The organism is Paraglaciecola mesophila KMM 241 (genome assembly GCF_000315015.1).
GTDB classification, from domain to species: Bacteria; Pseudomonadota; Gammaproteobacteria; order Enterobacterales; family Alteromonadaceae; genus Paraglaciecola; species Paraglaciecola mesophila.
This window is the reverse complement of sequence record NZ_BAEP01000062.1, coordinates 48133-66008: the sequence shown is the minus strand read 5'-3', so window position 1 is coordinate 66008 and position 17876 is coordinate 48133. Positions and strand designations below refer to the sequence as shown.

Genomic DNA, 17876 nt, shown 5'->3' with positions numbered 1-17876 from the left:
TTTTTTGTTTCCCATCGAAAATGGAATTTTAGAAGCGGTTACCTGATTATACATTAGGCGAATACCTGATAGTTTAGGAGTTCTGATAGACTACGAATTGAAGGTCAATAATTTAAAGAGGACATTATGAAAAAAGGATTAGGATTTTTAGTTTTATTGTTATTGCTTGCCGCAGGTATAGCCTGGTATCTGCTCAGTGGTGCGGGGGATTTTATTCGCGCCCAAATAGAAGAACAGGGGAGTGACTTCCTCGGTACTAAGGTTTCCGTTGCGAAAGTTGAGTTAGCGCTCACAGATGGCCGTATGAGTATCGGGGGTTTAAACGTACAAAACCCACAGGGCTTTAGTCGTGAAAATGCGTTTAGCCTAGGAGATATCACCCTTGATATAGGTGAGGTACTCAGCGAGCCATACGTGGTACAAACTGTTAATGTGAATGCGCCAGAAGTATTGTATGAAGTCGATGCAAGCGGTAAGGGCAATCTGCTGGTACTGAAAAATAACGTGGAAAGCAAACTTTCAAAAACAGAAAGCAAGGCTGAGCCTGAAACGAGCGGCGGGGCTAATCCGTTGGTCATTGTTGAAAATGTAACTGTGAGTAATGTACGCCTGAAGTTAAATTTTGAGCAACTTTCTACAGGGGATTTGGCGCTTAAAACTAAAGCCTACGAAGTGACTTTACCGACATTTAATGCTGGACCTATTGGGAAACCTAATGGTATGCCTGCTGATCAAGTCGGTGCAGCTGTTGTAAAGAGTATGCTTGATAATGTCATGGCAGCCGCTAAGTCTGAAGCAAAAAAACGGTTAGCAGAGGAAGCTAAAAAGAAAGTAAATGAAGAACTTGAAAAGCAAAAAGAGAAGTTGCTAGACAAAGCAGGAGACAAGCTTAAAGGCTTATTTAATTAGAGCTGCACGTTATCCCTGAGGGCAGTTTATTGCTGTTTAGTGTGCGCCAACTAAGCAACTAAACTGCTCTGTTACAGGGACATCTGATCTAACCTTAATCTACACAGCGCAAGCATTCCAATAGCTTATAACTAGGTAATTATGTGGATTCTATAAGACCACTCATCATAACTGCAGTGGCACTGATCAAAACATTTAATGAAGAAATAATATTTTTACTTTACACTCCTGCGCTTTGTCTTCGAATAACTAACAGTGGATAATGTACAGCGGATATGGCAGCGATAGGTATTGATTATGGAACCTCAAATTCAGAGGTCTCTTATTTTGACGGAAAACAACATCACTTCATAAAACTGGATGAGGATGTGGAAGGTGCGCATAAAATCCGTTCGTCTGTTTTTATCTATTACGAGAATGAATTACCTACTCCTCCTATCTCGATGATTGAAGCGAAAGTAGCACAAATAAAGCGTGCTATTAGTGATCAAATCGACAAAGCGAAGGACGGCTATTACGAAGCCCCTGATCCAAGAGAACAACAGCGTTACAGTGATCGAATTGATTCCCTTCGAGTGGAATTTCACAACTTGCCTGAGTTGCAACGTCGCGCCATAGAAATATTACTTAAAGATATGACGGTACAAGATCTGCCGCTAAAACAGCTCGTCGAGACAGGTAAATTCGCTTTTGGCGAAGAGGGGTTCAGGCGTTATCTGCAAACACCTGATAAAGGGCGTTTGATATACTCTCCTAAGAACTTCTTAGGCGCAAATTTGGTGGCAGGGCAGCAGCACGCTTTTGTTGGCCTTATTGCCAAGCAGCTAGAATTCTTTCGGTTAAGCGCACAAGAGCAGCTCAACATGACCGTCGATAGTGCTGTAATAGGGCGCCCAGTAAAGTTTCATGGTACTCGTGGTCAAGAGGGAAATGAGCAAGCGATAGAGATTATGACTCAGGCGGCTCAACAAGCTGGCTTCTTACAGGTTGAGTTTTTAGAAGAGCCTATTGCTGCTGCTTATCAAATCGAGCGTACCTTAGATAAACAAACCAATGTGTTGGTGGCCGACATCGGAGGAGGCACCACCGATATCTGCTGTATTACGTTATCACCTGATAAACAGTCAAACCTTAACCGTCAGCAAGACGTATTATCAGTGACCGGGGCGCGCTTAGGTGGAATGGAGTGTGATAAAAACCTCATAATAAAGAGTATTGCGCCAACCATGGGGCGTGGCTTACTGATGCGTAATGGTTTACCTGTCCCGCCCACCTATTATTCTGATATGTGCGCAGTAGATGATATTCCAAAGTTAAATCATTTCTTTTCTGAAGAATACTGGTTAGATATCGCACAAACCAAATCCGATGTGAAAGAGCCAAAGCTCCTAGCGCGATTACTTACCGTGCAGGAAGATAAGCTTTCTGCGCGGTTGGTTAATTCATCTCGCTTGGCAAAAGAAATGCTTTCATCAAAAGACAGTATTACTTTGCCCCTGCATTATGTTGAGCAAGACTACGATGTCAATATCGATATAGAGGCGCTAAAAAGCTCTATGCAGCCTTGGTTATCTCGTGTAAAGGGATTGGTCAAGGAGTGCCTTCAAAATAGTGCACAAGAGCCAGAGATGCTCTTTATTACAGGTGGTATGAGTTTGTCACCCGTTGTAAGAAAAGAATTAGGAGAGGTTATGTTGCCGCATTTACCTTTAATGCAGGGAGATGCGTTTAACTCAGTGTGCGAAGGGTTAGCCATACAAGCAGCCAAATTGACAACATGTTAGAGACTAAGCAAAACCGTTACCCTTGGATGTATCCAATGATTTCAAAAAAGAGCGTTTATGCAACTGATTAACGTTAACAAAGTGCGGTACCGTCGCCACTTGAATTGGGTTATTGGTATTTGTATTTCTGGATTAGCTGCTGGCAGCTTGGGAATTTCGCAACTATTGATTGCACTATTTCCGGATCAAAGCGGCAGCCACTTTCATTGGAATTTACTCGGTGTCATCGTATCTAGCGTTACCATTGGTTGGTTATTAAACAAATATCGCCATCACGACTTTATGACTGAAGTAACCTATGTTTGGGAACTGAAAAAAACGCTCAACAAAATTAATCGCAAGCTACCTAAACTTAAAGCTGCTGCTGCAAACGGTAACCTTAATGCCATGCTTGCACTTCAGTATTGCTACTCTGGCTCACGTTTACTGTGGGAATTAGACGACAATACCATTGTGATGGAAGAATTAACGATTGAGCAAGCCAAGCTAGACGCACTAATGACGCAATATAAAATCATTCTGCATGTAGAAGACTATAACGATTCACTCTTGAAGGAGTTTTGAAGCAAACCAGAGGGGGAGCTCTTCCCCGCAACAGGTTTTCAAAACGTAAGTTTGATGGCGATGTCACAGCGCCAGCTATACGACCATCATAACGGCTGCAACACCCGTAGCGGCCAATATTAACCAACGATACTGCTTCTCTGGTATGTATCTCACTATCTTGATGCCAACGAACGCTCCAATCGTAATAAAAGGCAGCAAAGCCAAGTTTAACGAAAATGAATTGAGAGAAATGGTATGCCAGCTGAAAATATGGAAGGGTACCTTAAATACATTTACAGCAAGAAAGAACCATGCTCCAGTGCCAATGTATTCGTTTTTCGGTAAGCGCATGCTGAGTAAGTAAAGCGCCATGACGGCGGCCGCCAAATTACCAATCATACTGGTAAAGCCACCTAGCAACCCCATCAATATAGCGAACCACACGTAATCAGGGATAGTCTCTTTGTTGGCGGTTTCCATCCACAACATGATGGCTAGGCTGACAAAAATAATAACCCCCATCACGACGCGAAATAACTGATCGTCTATATAACTGCCGATTAAAGTGGCTAAAACAACCCCCACGGCCGCTGAGGGAAACAACTTCATCAAATAAGACCAATTTACATGCCGTCGGTAGTAGGTAACGGCAAATAAATCAGCCATGACAAGCAAAGGTAACATCAAGCCTGACGAGTCTTTGCCGCCAAAAATGATAGCCATAATAGGAATGGTAAATAAAGCGACGCCACCGACACCGGTTTTTGACATACCTATTAGAAAAGCCGTAAGCAGCAGCATGCCCGCGGTGGAGTAGGTCAATGAATACGAGAATAAATCAAACATTAGCAGTCGTTATTCATCCTCAGGTAAGCTAAAAAACTGGCCCTTTAAGGAAGTACTTTTTTGCAATGATATTTTAATTGTGAATAACCTTAACCCGGCCTACTTGACCGTCTTCGAGCCTCACTTTAATACCGTGGGGATGGTTAGGGGAGTTAGTCAGAAGCCTTGCAACGGTCCCCTGTGTTAATTCACCAGAGCGCTGATGCTCTTTTAGCACAACTGAGACCTCAGCCCCTATTTTTACGTTCGCACGTTTAGTGCCGTCCATTGTATGTTCCTTCTTGCGTTAAAAATAAGGAGATCATTCGTCCGAAGTTTTATCTTTAAACTCGCATAAATCTTCCACTATACAGCTACCGCAACGTGGTTTTCTCGCTATACAGGTATAACGGCCATGGAGTATTAGCCAGTGATGCACATCGACTTTAAATTCAGCGGGTACTACTTTCAGCAGCTTCTTCTCAACCAAATCAACATTCTTGCCCATGGCAAATTTGGTGCGGTTGCTTACGCGATCAATATGGGTGTCGACTGCTATGGTAGGCCAGCCAAAGGCTGTATTAAGCACCACGTTTGCTGTTTTGCGACCAACCCCGGGTAATGCCTCAAGGGCTGCGCGGTCCTCTGGAACCACACTGTTATGTTGCTCGATAAGCATCTTGCAGGTTTTGATCACATTAACGGCTTTAGTGTTAAATAGCCCTATGGTTTTAATGAACTCTTTTACGCCATCAACGCCCAGTGCGTAAACAGCTTCAGGTGTATTGGCTACAGGGAACATCCTGGCCATGGCTTTATTGACGCTCACATCGGTCGCCTGAGCTGAGAGTAAAACGGCAATCAGCAGCTCGAAGGGGCTTGTGAAATTTAATTCAGTCGTAGGGTGCGGGTTAGCATCACGCCACCTCGTTAACATCTCTACACGTTTCTGTTGGTTCATCTACGAGTAATGTCCTGTATTAGTCAAATCTTGCTTAGGTTTCGGCAGTGACACGAGCACGCTGAACGACTTTGGCTTCTTGTTTGGCTGCAAACATACTTTCAAAGCGCTTATCAAGTAAGTTCTTAGCGGCGATCAGCAAGCCCATACCTAAGAATGCCCCAGGAGGTAAAATGGCCAGTAAGAAGGGGGAGTCTGTAGTGAAAATCGTCACTTTTAAACTGCTTGCCCAATCGCCTAACAGCAGGTTAGCTCCGTCAAATAAAGTACCGTAGCCCAGCAGTTCACGCATTGCCCCCAAAAGCACAAGCACCACGGTAAATCCTAGCCCCATCATCAACCCGTCGAATGCGGCATAGCCAATAGGGTTTTTAGAGGCGTAAGCTTCAGCTCGGCCGATAATTGCACAGTTGGTCACAATAAGAGGAATGAATATACCAAGCGCTTGATATAACTCGTACGTGTATGCGTTCATCAAAAGCTGCACGACAGTGACAAACGCGGCAATAATCATGACGAAAATAGGAATTCGGATCTCATTTGGTACTAGGTTACGAATAATCGATACGGTCGCATTTGAGCCAATCAAGACCAAAGTAGTGGCTAAGCCAAGGCCTAGACCGTTGGTAACGGTCGCAGTAACGGCAAGTAGCGGGCATAAGCCAAGTAGTTGTACTAGGGCTGGATTATTTTTCCACAGGCCTTGCCAGCTTAACTGTTTGAATTCATTCATTCTATTTTACCCTTGTGACGCTAGTTGGCTGCGACATTCGTTGCTGGCAGAAAAAATCGCCTCTTTGTTAGCTTGATAATACAGCGCGGTATTTTTGACGGCACTTACCACTGCCCGCGGGGTAATGGTTGCACCGGTGAACTGATCAAACTGACCACCGTCTTTTTTTACGGCCCAGTTGGATGCATTGTCTTCTGTTAGTTGCTGATTGTTAAAGCCCAGAACCCAATCACTGATACGTAAGTCAATCTTGTCACCTAGCCCTGGTGTCTCTTTGTGGTCTATCACTCTTACACCAGATACAGTTGCATCCCCTGACAACCCCACCACGAGCTCAATTCGCCCGCTATACCCATTAGGAGCCGTAGCTTCAATGACTGCTGCAACTAGCTCGCCAGCTCTAGTTGCTCGGTAAATATGATGCGGGCTGTTGCTGCCAAGGTATGCCTGTGAGGTAACTAGCACACAGTCATGCTGCATCAGGTTATCGTAACTATCCCTTGGAACAAGTTCATCTAAGATCGCCAACAACGTTTGTTGACGTTGCTGTTCTATTTGTTCTTGTGTTCCGAAATACGTGAGGGCAATCAAGCCACTGGTGATAATTGCAAACAAACTTAGGATCAGCCCATTTTTGGCAATAACCTGCTTCATTTTGGCTCTCCCTTAGTGCGTTTTGTGTGGCCATAAGTGCGAGGACGGGTGTAATAATCAATGAGCGGTACTGCCATATTCATGATTAAAACAGAAAAGGCAATTGCGTCAGGATAACCGCCCCATGTGCGGATCACATACACCCAAAACCCAATGGCTGCGCCAAAAATAATACGCCCTTTATTGGTGGTTGATGCGGATACAGGATCTGTCGCGATAAAAAATGCACCGAGGAGCAAACTACCGTTAAAAATATGGAATAACGGAGAAGCAAATCGGTCTGCATCGATTAGAAACATTACACCGGCACATAGAGCAGTACCTGCAAGCATGCCGCCTGGAATATGCCAATTGATTATCTTAGCGCGTATCAGATATAAACCACCTAGTAAGTATCCAGCGCTAACCCACCACCATCCTATGCCTAAACTGCCATCAAAAATGGCTGATTGGAGTCCTTCTTCATAGGTTAGGCCTTGGGCAAGTCCTGTTTTAATCGCATCAAGAGGCGTTGCCATGGTGTGACCATCTGCAGCGCCTTGCAGTTGAGCTAAGCTAAAACCATCGGCACTAAAGCCGGTAAAGACAGCATATATAGCGTCGATAAGGCCGGGTTGATGCGTGGTGAGACTTTGCGCGGGTAGCCACTGGGTCATTTGTACCGGAAATGACACCAACAACATGACATACGCCGCCATTGCCGGATTAAAGACATTAAAACCTAGGCCGCCGTATAATTGCTTAACCATGGCAATCGCGAAGAACGTGCCGATGACAATCACCCACCAAGGAGCAAAAGGTGGAATGCTGATCGCCAACAGGATCGCGGTTAATATCGCGCTGTAATCTTTAATTGCACGCTCGAAGTTGCGCTTACGCATTTCTAATATCGTCGCTTCAGTGACAACCGCCGTTATTACCGCTAGTGCTATTTGCACCAACACCCCGAAACCGAAAAACCAAGTTTGCAGTAAAATGCCTGGTATCAATGCATAAATCACCATGCGCATAACCTGTCCGGTATTGCGTCGAACATGCTGGTGAGGTGAACTGGCTAGTTTATAATTCATTGGTGCTTTTATTCTTCTGATGATTTCATTTGAGCCGCCTTTTTAGCTTTCGCTTTCGCCACGGCGGCAGCGATGCGGCGTTTCTTCTCGTCTAATGCTTGTTCTGCATCAGTGCCCGGCGTTTCTTGACCCTGTTGAGCATCTTGGGCCCTAGATGAAGGCGTATCGAACTTGTCACTCAGTTTTGCCGTTTCGCCAGTTGGATGGTCTTTGGCTATTTTTTTCGCTTTCGCTTTGGCTACTGCAGCGGCAATTCGCGCCTTTTTCTGTGCGGCTGGGTCAAGCTCCTGAACGTCATGCTGTTCAGGTGCTTCGTCTACCGCCTGTTGCGCAGACTCACGTGGCGGGATAGAAACGGACTCGGATGCCAAGCCGCTCTTGGGAGATGCATTTTGTGTTTCCTTCAGTGCTTTTTTGGCTTTAGCCTTGGCGATAGCGGCTGCAACACGATCGTCTTTCGACGTATCAGAGTCATTACTCTGTATTTGTGCGTTAGGTTTATTCAACGAACTACCAGAAGCGCTATCAGATGAAGTAGTGGGGGCATCAAGCGAGGCATCTGACCCATTGGGTGTATCTGAAGATAAACTCTCGGCAGATTTTTGTGCTTTTTTAGCTTTCGCTTTTGCGATGGCTGCTGCGACCCGCTCATCTTTTGACTTGCCCGCAATGACAGCGTCACTGGTTTGTGATTGGGGAGGTATTGCTTTTGAAATGTGGGTTTCTGTGTCGAGTGCGGCACTGGGTTCAAGCGAGGCATTATCTGAGGCATTATCATTACTGGGCGCTAAGCGCTGTGCTTTTTTGGCTTTTGCTCTAGCAATAGCGGCTGCGACGCGATCATCCTTTGAAGTACCAGACTTATGGGCTGCTGTTTCTGCGCTATTTATTGCTGAGTCCTCTGCTGCCTCGGGCTGCGCTACGTGCTCAGAGCTTACATCAGCGTCACTCGGCGCTGAGCGCTGTGCATTTTTGGCTTTCGCTCTAGCAATAGCAGCTGCCACGCGGTCATCTTTTGAAGTACCAGATTTTTGCGGTGCTGATTCTGCGCTATTTACTGATGAGTCCTCTGCTGCCTCGGGCTGCGCTACTTGCTCAGAGCTCACATCAGCGTCACTCGGCGCTGAGCGCTGTGCTTTTTTGGCTTTCGCTCTAGCAATAGCAGCTGCCACGCGATCATCTTTTGAAGTACCAGATTTTTGCGGTGCTGATTCGGCGTTTGCTGCTCTCGTGGGCTCAGTTGCTTTGGGTTGTGTTTCTTGGTCAGCAATGACATCAGCATTATTTGCCGTTGCTTGTGCTTGCTCGGCTTTTTTAGCTTTGGCCCGGGCAAGCGCTGCGGCAATTTTATCTTGAGCGTCATTGCCTTTATTTTGCATGGCTGACTTGCGCGCTTCCGCTGCTTTGCGATGCTTTTCATCTCGGGCTTCTTGTTCTCGCACCAAACGTGCCGCTCGGCTTTCAAAGCGCTCTCTCGCTTTGTCTGATTTTTGCTTTTCTTCTTGCTCCACTCGAATTTCGGCTTTTGCTACGCGGTAGTAATGCACAAGCGAAATTTCACTAGGGCATACATACGCACAAGCGCCGCATTCTATGCAATCAAACAAATTGAATTCTTGCGCTTTGTCTAATTCTTTGGCTTTGCTGTGCCAGAACAACTGTTGTGGTAACAGGGATACAGGGCACGCATCAGCACATGCGCTACAGCGAATACAAGGTTGTTCTGCTTCAGGCTCCGCCATTTCATCAGATGTGGGGAGTAACAAGCAGTTCGTTATCTTAACCACGGGTACTTGATCGCTTGCCACTGTAAAGCCCATCATAGGCCCGCCCATAATAATGTGTTTTTGCGCCTGCCTGTGGGCCACATAACCAGCAGAGGAAAGCAAATGCGCTACAGGGGAGCCGATTAACGCCCAAACATTTTTTGGGGTTTCTACTGCCTTGCCCGTAATTGTGACTACGCGTTGTATTAACGGTTTGCCGCTAAAAATCGCATCAGCAATAGCAAAACAAGTTCCTACATTATGCATGATCACCCCCACATCTATAGGCAAGCCTTGTTTGGGGACTTCTCTATTGGTGATGACTTGGATCAGTTGCTTCTCGCCACCCGCTGGGTATTTGGTCGCAATAGGAACCACTTTATATTGTTCGCTTTGCTGGCACGCTACGCGCATCGCTTCTATGGCTTCGGGTTTGTTGTCTTCAATCGCAATATAAACTTGCTTAGGGGATAACAAATGGCACAAGACATCGATACCTTGACGAATTTGCCAAGCGTGCTCTCGCATTAAACGGTCATCAGCGGTGATGTAGGGCTCACACTCGACACCATTGATAATAATGAACTCGACATCTTTCTTCGGTGCCGCTTTTATATGCGTAGGAAACCCTGCACCCCCCATCCCTGATATGCCTGCATTACAAATCGCTTCAAGCACTGACACTTTGGGCAGTGATTGATAGTCTTGTAACGGACTCAGCATTGTCCATTTGTCTAAATTATCAGGTTCGATGATCAGGGTTTGTTCGGGTAACGCAGACGGATGCGCTGAAATATGCGGGCCGATACTTACAACAGTGCCCGAAGTTGGCGCATGTACCGGCACTGAAAATGGGTTTGCGCTGCGAGTCAGAGGTTGGCCTTTTAATACTTGCTCGCCTGGCGCAACGATTAATTGCCCTTCGACTCCGATGTGCTGCTTAAGGGGAATATACAGTCGTTCAGGTAGTGAGATACTTTCAATCGGTTGTTGATTGGATAATTCTTTTTGCTGTGCAGGAAAAACCCCGCCCGGGAAATCCCATAATTTGTTGTTCTGTACACGCGTCACGATTTCTTCGTAAGCAGGAATTAATACACGATTCATTAGCTCACCTGCTTAACGGGGATACTTTCAATATTCCAGCGCCATGATGATGGCGTGGTCTGCGTGGGGATCATGTCAATACAATCAACAGGGCAGGGGTCGACACATAAATCGCAGCCAGTACATTCGTCAGTTATTACGGTATGCATTTGCTTAGCGGCGCCTAAAATCGCGTCAACGGGGCAAGCCTGAATGCATTTTGTGCAACCTATACACTCATCTTCGCGAATAAACGCGACTTTTTTAATGTCTTCACTGCCATGAGCTGCATCGAGAGAAGTGGCTTCGACTCCCATCAAATCGGCCAGACGCTTTATGGTGGCGTCCCCTCCGGGTGGGCATTTATTGATATCATCACCATCAGCAATGGCTTGGGCGTATGGTTTACACCCCGGGTACCCACACTGACCACATTGGGTTTGTGGCAATAATTCATCGATTTGTTCAACTAAAGGGTCGCCTTCAACCTTAAAGCGTATTGATGCGAAACCGAGTATGGCTCCAAATACCAAGGCAAGCAGCCCTACTGCGATAAGTGCGGTAAAAATGGCCCACATAAAGCTCATTAAAATTTCACCAAACCAGTAAAACCTAAAAAGGCTAAGGACATTAACCCTGCGGTTATCATACTAATAGAGGCGCCTTTAAACGGCGCGGGTACATCTGCCACTGCTAAACGCTCGCGCATCGCAGCGAATAAAATGAGAACTAATGAAAAACCAACGGCTGCCCCAAACCCGTAGATAACCGATTCAATAAAATTGTGATCATGGTTGATGTTCAGTAGCGCTACACCCAATACCGCGCAGTTCGTAGTGATCAACGGCAAGAAGATACCTAACAAGCGATATAGAGTAGGGCTGGTTTTGTGCACGACCATTTCAGTAAATTGTACAACCACAGCAATAACAAGAATAAAGCTCAGTGTGCGCAGGTACTCAATGCCTAAAGGCAACAAAATGTAGTGCTCGACCAAATAACTAGAAAGTGACGCTAGGGTTAATACGAAAGTGGTCGCCATGGACATACCAATGGCTGTTTCGAGCTTCCCTGAGACTCCCATAAAAGGGCATAAACCAAGGAATTGAACCAATACGAAGTTATTAACTAGCACGGTCCCGATCAGTAAAAGTAAAAATTCAGTCATGTTGATTGCAACCTAGAAGCAATATCAAAATAATGAAACCTGTTTAAAATAGTGCATTAATGCAGCGATATCAGTCTATGGATAAACTAGGCGTTAAGGTTTACCCATAAGGTGTATCCAATCAGGTGTATATAGAAGGCACAATACGATTAATCAGCGTTAACGCAATATATCTCGTTTATCAGCAGCAAAATTACACCTTACCGCGCACTAAAACCAATTACTCCCGTTAATGAACATAGATAAAAAGCAATTCGACATTAACTGTATTGAATATAAGTTGGTCGAGCTGAATGCATCATCGAGAAAGTGTGCAGTATTATCCAAGTATTCAAGGCGATTAACAACTTGATATGCAAAAACTTTTGAAGGTAAATTGAGAATATAATATGAGAGGATAAAACAGATATTGAGCCTGATTGGCTCCCCCTCCCCGATTCGAACGGGGGACCTGCGGATTAACAGTCCGTCGCTCTAACCAACTGAGCTAAGGGGGAATCATATATCAAACTTATAAACCCAAGAGGAATATAATACGTTTCGAATCAATCTTATTGAGCCAACTAATATAAAAATTGCTTATATCACGTTGGCTCCCCCTCCCCGATTCGAACGGGGGACCTGCGGATTAACAGTCCGTCGCTCTAACCAACTGAGCTAAGGGGGAATCGTATAACGCCTATTGAAACTCACTTTAATAGAGTTATTACTCTAGTGGAGCGTTGCCTTGGAGGCCGTTTCAACGGGGGCGAATATTAATGAGCATCCCGTCTTGTGTCAACACTGATTACAACTATTTTTAGGCTTTTTGCAGGTTTATTTATCAATTGATTTTTATTCGTACAATCTGCTGGGTTAATCGTACAAGAGTTGAACGTTTCTAAAATATACGGAGGTTAATTTCTATTATTAAAACCAAAAAATAAAACATTTCCTTAAATATTGCTCAGTCGGGATACTGCCCTAGGGGCACTTATTTTTTTAACTACTTTGTTCTCAGCACAAATGGACGAGGATTTAAGGCGAAAATAATAATAACGGGTTTCTATATAACGAATAGTTATTTAAACTACAACGATTACTGTATGTATAATCAGTGCTTAATAAAACTGTAACCTATTGTAAGACTGCTAGAGGTTAGTGATGACTTACAAATGGATCGTGCAATTATCATTCAAGTTCACGGATTTGTTGAGGCGGGGATAGTTATCCACTATATCTGTGGATAACTATGTGTATGAATTTGCAATGCATCCCGCCAGCCTAGTGAATTCGTTGTCAATACGAATTATTAAAATCTTTTGCTTTTTTATTTTTTATTATATAAATCATTGCCTTAAGTCGATTGTTGGACATTTTAGGCTTAGCTTGAGTGATTTTCGCTCAGGGCTTTTTTGCTTGTGTGTTGTTTTCAATTGCAACTAAAGTTTTATAAAAATAGTGCTTGAAATTACTGGATTTATGCCTACTGTTTTTGCCGCAAAAGTAACAACTTAATGATCAATTCATCTACAAATTGATGCTGAGTGCACAGCAGTTGATCAAATACTGTCACTTTTCACATACAGTTCGCGGGGTTTGCGTGTGCGGTGCTGAATTTAATTTATATAACCGTATTTTCTTATCTTTTTCCGTGACAGTGGGCGTGCTCGTATTTTGATACAGCTTTTCGTTAGTCATATGAAATGCGTTAGCTTAGTATAGCTGGCTTGTTAACGAAGGAACCCCTAGAGTGAGTCAAAAATCTGAGTCTTCAGGCAGTCGCGATCTGTTAAATAACCCCATAGGTAAAACACTTCAAAGTATGACAGTCCCGATGCTCGTGGGCATGATTATGATGATGTCTTTCGGATTGGTTGATACCTTTTTTATTGGGTTGTTGGGAACTGATGAGCTCGCGGCCATCAGTTTTACTTTTCCTGTCACTTTTACGCTCATCAGTTTACATATTGGTCTAGGCATAGGGACATCAGCGGTTATTGCTAGGTTTCTAGGAAGTAATAGTCATAGTGAAGCGCAGTTGTCTGGTACAGGTGCATTGATGCTGGCCTTCGTATTAGCAGTTGTACTAGCGTTAATTGGGGTGTTTACCATTGACCCCATTTTTACCTTATTGGGTGCCAGTGAAAATCTTCTAGAGTATATCCAACAATATATGGTGGTTTGGTACGCTGCAGGTGTTTTTTTGGCGATGCCTATGGTGGGCAATAGTATCCTGCGGGCGTCAGGAGATACCAAAACACCCAGTTATGTTATGGCGGGCGGTGGGCTGGTTAACGTTATTTTAGATCCTATTCTGATATTCGGTTGGGGGCCTATTCCCGCTATGGGGATGCAGGGTGCGGCGCTTGCTACCTTAATCGCTTGGGCGTTAGGCCTAGTATATATTCTTTATTTACTCGCTTATAAGCGTCAGCTCATACTATCTCGCTTACTAAATATTCCAGAGCTAAAGCACGCTATCAGCGGCATTCTAAAAATTGGATTGCCTGCAGCAGGTGCAAATATGTTAACTCCGGTGGCTGGGGGGATCCTTACCGCCGTGGTCGCAGGATACGGCCCAGGAGCCGTTGCTGCTTGGGGGGTAGGAGGGAGACTAGAGTCTATTGCTAGCATTGTTATATTGGCTTTATCCATGTCATTACCGCCCTTTATTAGTCAAAATTACGGAGCAAATAACCTTTCGCGAGTATCAAAGGCTTACCAACTTTGTGTGCGATTTGTAATTGTTTGGCAGTTATTGGTCTTTGTTCTGTTTTATTTTTTATCCGGTGTTATCGCCAGCGCGTTTTCTACTGAGCCTGACGTCATCGAGCTGATTCAAACTTATTTGATGATCGTTCCATTAGGATATGGTGTACAAGGCATTGTGATTTTAACCAACTCGTCATTTAATGCGATGCATTTACCTATGTCGGCTTTGATCATGAGTGTTTTGCGCTTGTTTGTTTTCTTTGTACCCATATCTTACTTGGGTAGTTACTTATTCGATTTAAAAGGTATGTTTTGGGCTGGCATTTTAGCCAACATAATAACGGCCACGATCGCCTATTTGTGGTTCTGCCGTTCCCTTGCTAAGCGCATTGCCACATAACTTAATCGTTCTTTTACCTTTTCAAGGAGTATTCATGGCACGTGCCTTTCAACTTACGTCTAATTATTCACCGGCAGGGGACCAACCTAAAGCCATTCAGGCGTTGGTCGATGGGCTGGAAAGTGGTCTGGCTGCTCAAACACTGTTGGGTGTAACCGGCTCTGGTAAAACCTTTACTATGGCTAATGTGATTAATGAGGTGCAAAGACCGACCTTAATTCTTGCACATAACAAGACCTTAGCAGCCCAGCTGTATGGTGAAATGAAGGAGTTTTTCCCGAATAATGCAGTAGAGTATTTTGTTTCTTATTACGATTACTATCAACCTGAGGCTTACGTGCCGTCGAGTGATACCTTTATTGAAAAAGATGCCTCGATAAATGCGCATATTGAGCAGATGCGTTTGTCGGCGACAAAAGCATTGATGGAACGCAGAGACGTCGTCATTGTTTCTAGTGTGTCTGCAATTTACGGCCTGGGCGACCCTGATTCATATATGAAGATGCTGTTGCATTTTCGCCAAGGCGATATCATGAATCAGCGTGATATTTTGCGCCGCTTGGCTGAAATTCAATATAGCCGTAATGACATTGCATTCGAGCGCGGTACTTTTCGTGTGCGCGGTGATGTCATTGATATATTTCCTGCTGACTCTGAGCGGGAAGCTGTGCGGGTGGAATTATTTGACGAAGAAGTCGAACGGATCAGTATTTTCGACCCGTTGACGGGGGCGGTTGAAAAGACCGTTGCCAGAGCAACTATTTTCCCTAAAACCCATTATGTTACGCCCAGAGAAAAAATTCTTGATGCTGTAGAGCATATAAAAGAAGAACTGAAAGAGCGTAAGGCACAATTACTGTCTGTCAATAAGCTGGTTGAGGAGCAGCGTATTAGTCAGCGATGCCAGTTTGATATGGAAATGATGCAAGAGCTAGGGTATTGCTCAGGCATCGAGAATTACTCTCGTTATTTGTCTGGCCGTACGCCGGGCGATCCACCACCGACCTTAATTGATTACTTTCCGGCTGATGGTTTGATGTTTATCGATGAGTCTCACGTTACCGTTTCGCAAATTGGCGCTATGTATAAAGGCGATCGCTCGCGTAAAGAAACCCTAGTGGAATACGGATTTAGGCTGCCCTCAGCACTTGATAACCGCCCGTTGAAATTCGATGAGTTTGAACAAATTGCTCCACAAACGATTTACGTCTCAGCCACGCCAGGTAAATATGAGCTAGCTAAAACCCCAGATGACATTGTCGAACAGGTCGTGCGACCGACGGGGTTGATCGATCCTGAAATTGAAATCCGCCCGGTGGGCACCCAAGTTGATGATTTACTATCGGAAATCGAAAAGTGCGTAGCCCTTAATGAAAGGGTCCTCGTGACCACGCTGACGAAGCGAATGTCAGAGGATTTAAGTGAATATCTAGACGAACACAACGTGAAAGCACGGTATCTTCACTCAGACATAGATACAGTTGAGCGGATCGAGATCATACGTGATTTACGCTTGGGTAAGTTCGATGTATTAGTGGGGATTAACTTGTTGCGAGAGGGCTTAGATATGCCTGAGGTGTCGCTGGTCGCCATACTCGATGCAGACAAAGAAGGCTTTTTACGTTCCGATCGCTCACTTATTCAAACCATAGGTCGAGCGGCTAGGCACATTAATGGCCGCGCTATCCTATATGCCGATCGGATAACCGGTTCGATGCAGCGCGCGATGGATGAAACCGACCGGCGTCGCGAAAAACAGCGGGAACACAATAAAAAACACAATATTGTGCCTACTCAGCTCAATAAACCTATTACCGACATCATGGATGTAGGGGAGGGCTCTGGCCAAGGGAAAGTCATGTTGCGTAAAGTAGCTGAGTCTGGCAAGAAGTATAACGGCATGAGTGCCCCTGAGCTGATGAAGAATATCGCCGAGCTTGAAAAGAAAATGTTCCAAATGGCGAAAGATCTGGAATTCGAACAAGCGGCATCTCTTAGAGATGAAGTGGAAAACTTGCGCAAGAAGCTAGTGGATATGTCATAGCTAAGCCGTAACCCTTTTTTGCTGACAATAATAAACGGCCAATGCAAGACGTTAGGTAAATAAAATGGCCGTTTTTTGAACGTTATTCGAACTTTCGCGGTTTTTCGCGAAGGTTCGCTTCGCTTTCATGATATTTACATTGTAATCACATTTCGCCTTGCCTATTATGTTCTTTAGTATCAATAACTATACCTATAAGTGGTGCTAACCATGATTAATCGACTGCAAGAGTCTGATATAAAACTTTTACGTGTGTTTTACGCCGTTGCTTCGTGTAATGGCTTCACGGCAGCTGAGTCTGTATTGCGTATGCAGCGACCGAACATCAGTGCCGCTATTAAGAAGTTAGAAGATCGCCTTGATCTTGTGTTGTGTCATCGTGGACGCGGTGGATTCCAGATGAGTAAGGAAGGCGAGGTTGTCTTTCAAGAAACCAAACGTATTTTTAACTCTTTCGATAATTTTGTATTCAACTTAAAAAGCTTACACGACGATTACTCAGGGCATATTACCTTAGTGATGATGGCTGGCTTGCCACTCAATTATCATCTTGCAGTGAGTAAAGCAGTCAAAAGCACCATGAAAAAATTCAATGATATACACGTTAATATCCAAACGCGTTTATACAACGAAGTTGAGCATGTGGCGTTATCTGGCGAATGTCATTTAGTGCTGTCGACCTACGATATGGTCAAGCCTGAGTCGGTCACATTTCACCCGATAGATGTGAAATGTCGCGGGCGATTATATTGTGCGCCTACGCATCCATTGGCAAAGTATGCAGACGGCTTACCGGACACCGTGCGTATTGATGATTACCCTGCTATTGGCATTTCTGGATTGTCTTCTGGAAATTACATTGACGGTGAGCGACGTTTGTCTATTCAAACTTTTTCAGACTCGTATGATGGTTGCTTATCAGCAATCATGACGGGTGAATACATGGGGTTGCTACCTGATTACATGGTTGAACATCAGGGCAAAGACTTAGGATTGGTGTCGATTAAAAACCGCCAGTTTGAATTTAACCACGAGTTGTTCATGATGAACGGTAAAAATACGCGCTTAAATCCTGTCTTGCGTCATCTGATCAAGGAAGTAGCTTATTTTATTCAGCAAACTGAAAAGTAAGCTTTAGTAATTCGGGTAATCCGCTCTTATTAAGCTTTTACCTGATTGAGTAAGCAGTTTTGCTGCAAGTGTTGATTGTGCAAAACTGACGCATTCCCAAGCGAA

General features: G+C 44.5%; 15 protein-coding genes and 2 tRNA genes. 6 read left to right on the top strand and 11 right to left on the bottom strand.

The window, feature by feature from the left end; genetic code table 11:
* Positions 1-126: 126 nt before the first annotated feature.
* The 3 genes from GMES_RS15370 to GMES_RS15360 all read left to right on the top strand — a co-directional run bounded on the left by GMES_RS15370 (position 127) and on the right by GMES_RS15360 (position 3257).
* Positions 127-909, top strand: coding sequence for an AsmA family protein (locus tag GMES_RS15370; protein ID WP_006993657.1), 783 nt, complete (start codon positions 127-129; stop codon positions 907-909).
* A gap of 275 nt (positions 910-1184) precedes the next feature.
* A complete protein-coding gene (locus GMES_RS15365) occupies positions 1185-2693 on the top strand; it encodes an Hsp70 family protein (protein WP_006993656.1) in 1509 nt (502 codons plus the stop codon).
* A 57-nt stretch (positions 2694-2750) separates the two neighbouring features.
* Positions 2751-3257, top strand: coding sequence for a DUF3087 domain-containing protein (locus tag GMES_RS15360; RefSeq protein ID WP_006993655.1), 507 nt, complete (start codon positions 2751-2753; stop codon positions 3255-3257).
* Positions 3258-3332: 75 nt separating this feature from the next.
* Here the strand turns inward: GMES_RS15360 and GMES_RS15355 are convergent, their stop codons facing one another.
* The 11 genes from GMES_RS15355 to GMES_RS15305 form a co-directional block, all read right to left on the bottom strand.
* The gene (locus GMES_RS15355; RefSeq protein WP_006993654.1) at positions 3333-4085 is read right to left on the bottom strand and encodes a sulfite exporter TauE/SafE family protein; all 753 of its coding nucleotides are present in this window, start codon (positions 4083-4085) and stop codon (positions 3333-3335) included.
* A 73-nt stretch (positions 4086-4158) separates the two neighbouring features.
* On the bottom strand, positions 4159-4353 hold the full coding sequence (locus GMES_RS15350) for a YwbE family protein (RefSeq protein ID WP_006993653.1): 195 nt from the start codon (positions 4351-4353) through the stop codon (positions 4159-4161).
* Between the two features lie 33 nt (positions 4354-4386).
* Entirely contained in the window at positions 4387-5025 is a 639-nt protein-coding gene (gene nth / locus GMES_RS15345; protein ID WP_006993652.1) for an endonuclease III, read from the bottom strand.
* Between the two features lie 34 nt (positions 5026-5059).
* Complete coding sequence (locus GMES_RS15340) at positions 5060-5758, bottom strand: electron transport complex subunit E (protein WP_006993651.1); 699 nt, start codon at positions 5756-5758, stop codon at positions 5060-5062.
* A 6-nt stretch (positions 5759-5764) separates the two neighbouring features.
* Positions 5765-6412, bottom strand: coding sequence for an electron transport complex subunit RsxG (rsxG, locus tag GMES_RS15335; RefSeq protein ID WP_006993650.1), 648 nt, complete (start codon positions 6410-6412; stop codon positions 5765-5767).
* A complete protein-coding gene (gene rsxD, locus GMES_RS15330; RefSeq protein WP_033186059.1) occupies positions 6409-7482 on the bottom strand; it encodes an electron transport complex subunit RsxD in 1074 nt (357 codons plus the stop codon). The genes rsxG and rsxD overlap by 4 nt, the downstream gene beginning before the upstream one ends.
* 8 nt (positions 7483-7490) lie before the next feature.
* Entirely contained in the window at positions 7491-10355 is a 2865-nt protein-coding gene (rsxC, locus tag GMES_RS15325) for an electron transport complex subunit RsxC (protein WP_006993648.1), read from the bottom strand.
* Positions 10355-10921, bottom strand: coding sequence for an electron transport complex subunit RsxB (rsxB, locus tag GMES_RS15320; protein ID WP_033186061.1), 567 nt, complete (start codon positions 10919-10921; stop codon positions 10355-10357). The genes rsxC and rsxB overlap by 1 nt, the downstream gene beginning before the upstream one ends.
* Positions 10921-11502, bottom strand: coding sequence for an electron transport complex subunit RsxA (gene rsxA, locus GMES_RS15315; protein ID WP_007989830.1), 582 nt, complete (start codon positions 11500-11502; stop codon positions 10921-10923). The genes rsxB and rsxA overlap by 1 nt, the downstream gene beginning before the upstream one ends.
* Positions 11503-11922: 420 nt before the next feature.
* Positions 11923-11999, bottom strand: a tRNA-Asn gene (locus GMES_RS15310).
* A 93-nt stretch (positions 12000-12092) separates the two neighbouring features.
* Positions 12093-12169 (bottom strand) — tRNA-Asn (locus tag GMES_RS15305).
* Positions 12170-13234: 1065 nt separating this feature from the next.
* On the opposite strand from GMES_RS15305, the gene GMES_RS15300 reads away from it, so the two are divergent.
* The 3 genes from GMES_RS15300 (at position 13235) to GMES_RS15290 (ending at position 17771) form a co-directional block, all read left to right on the top strand.
* Positions 13235-14596, top strand: coding sequence for an MATE family efflux transporter (locus GMES_RS15300; protein WP_006993644.1), 1362 nt, complete (start codon positions 13235-13237; stop codon positions 14594-14596).
* A 34-nt stretch (positions 14597-14630) separates the two neighbouring features.
* Positions 14631-16640 carry an excinuclease ABC subunit UvrB gene (gene uvrB, locus GMES_RS15295; RefSeq protein ID WP_006993643.1) on the top strand — a complete coding sequence of 670 codons (2010 nt, stop codon included), beginning with the start codon at positions 14631-14633 and terminating at the stop codon, positions 16638-16640.
* Between the two features lie 210 nt (positions 16641-16850).
* Positions 16851-17771 (top strand): LysR family transcriptional regulator, encoded by a 921-nt coding sequence (locus tag GMES_RS15290; RefSeq protein WP_006993641.1) that lies wholly within the window; start codon positions 16851-16853, stop codon positions 17769-17771.
* The last annotated feature ends 105 nt before the right edge of the window (positions 17772-17876 follow it).

Excerpts from the sequence above, each read along its gene's own strand:
- uvrB (WP_006993643.1), top strand. The coding sequence starts at position 14,631 with ATGGCACGTGCCTTTCAACTTACGTCTAATTATTCACCGGCAGGGGAC.
- rsxG (WP_006993650.1), bottom strand. The coding sequence starts at position 6,412 with ATGAAGCAGGTTATTGCCAAAAATGGGCTGATCCTAAGTTTGTTTGCA.
- nth (WP_006993652.1), bottom strand. The coding sequence starts at position 5,025 with ATGAACCAACAGAAACGTGTAGAGATGTTAACGAGGTGGCGTGATGCT.
- GMES_RS15355 (WP_006993654.1), bottom strand. The coding sequence starts at position 4,085 with ATGTTTGATTTATTCTCGTATTCATTGACCTACTCCACCGCGGGCATG.
- GMES_RS15360 (WP_006993655.1), top strand. The coding sequence starts at position 2,751 with ATGCAACTGATTAACGTTAACAAAGTGCGGTACCGTCGCCACTTGAAT.
- rsxA (WP_007989830.1), bottom strand. The coding sequence starts at position 11,502 with ATGACTGAATTTTTACTTTTACTGATCGGGACCGTGCTAGTTAATAAC.
- GMES_RS15350 (WP_006993653.1), bottom strand. The coding sequence starts at position 4,353 with ATGGACGGCACTAAACGTGCGAACGTAAAAATAGGGGCTGAGGTCTCA.
- GMES_RS15365 (WP_006993656.1), top strand. The coding sequence starts at position 1,185 with ATGGCAGCGATAGGTATTGATTATGGAACCTCAAATTCAGAGGTCTCT.
- rsxD (WP_033186059.1), bottom strand. The coding sequence starts at position 7,482 with ATGAATTATAAACTAGCCAGTTCACCTCACCAGCATGTTCGACGCAAT.
- GMES_RS15290 (WP_006993641.1), top strand. The coding sequence starts at position 16,851 with ATGATTAATCGACTGCAAGAGTCTGATATAAAACTTTTACGTGTGTTT.
- GMES_RS15370 (WP_006993657.1), top strand. The coding sequence starts at position 127 with ATGAAAAAAGGATTAGGATTTTTAGTTTTATTGTTATTGCTTGCCGCA.
- GMES_RS15340 (WP_006993651.1), bottom strand. The coding sequence starts at position 5,758 with ATGAATGAATTCAAACAGTTAAGCTGGCAAGGCCTGTGGAAAAATAAT.
- rsxB (WP_033186061.1), bottom strand. The coding sequence starts at position 10,921 with ATGAGCTTTATGTGGGCCATTTTTACCGCACTTATCGCAGTAGGGCTG.
- rsxC (WP_006993648.1), bottom strand. The coding sequence starts at position 10,355 with ATGAATCGTGTATTAATTCCTGCTTACGAAGAAATCGTGACGCGTGTA.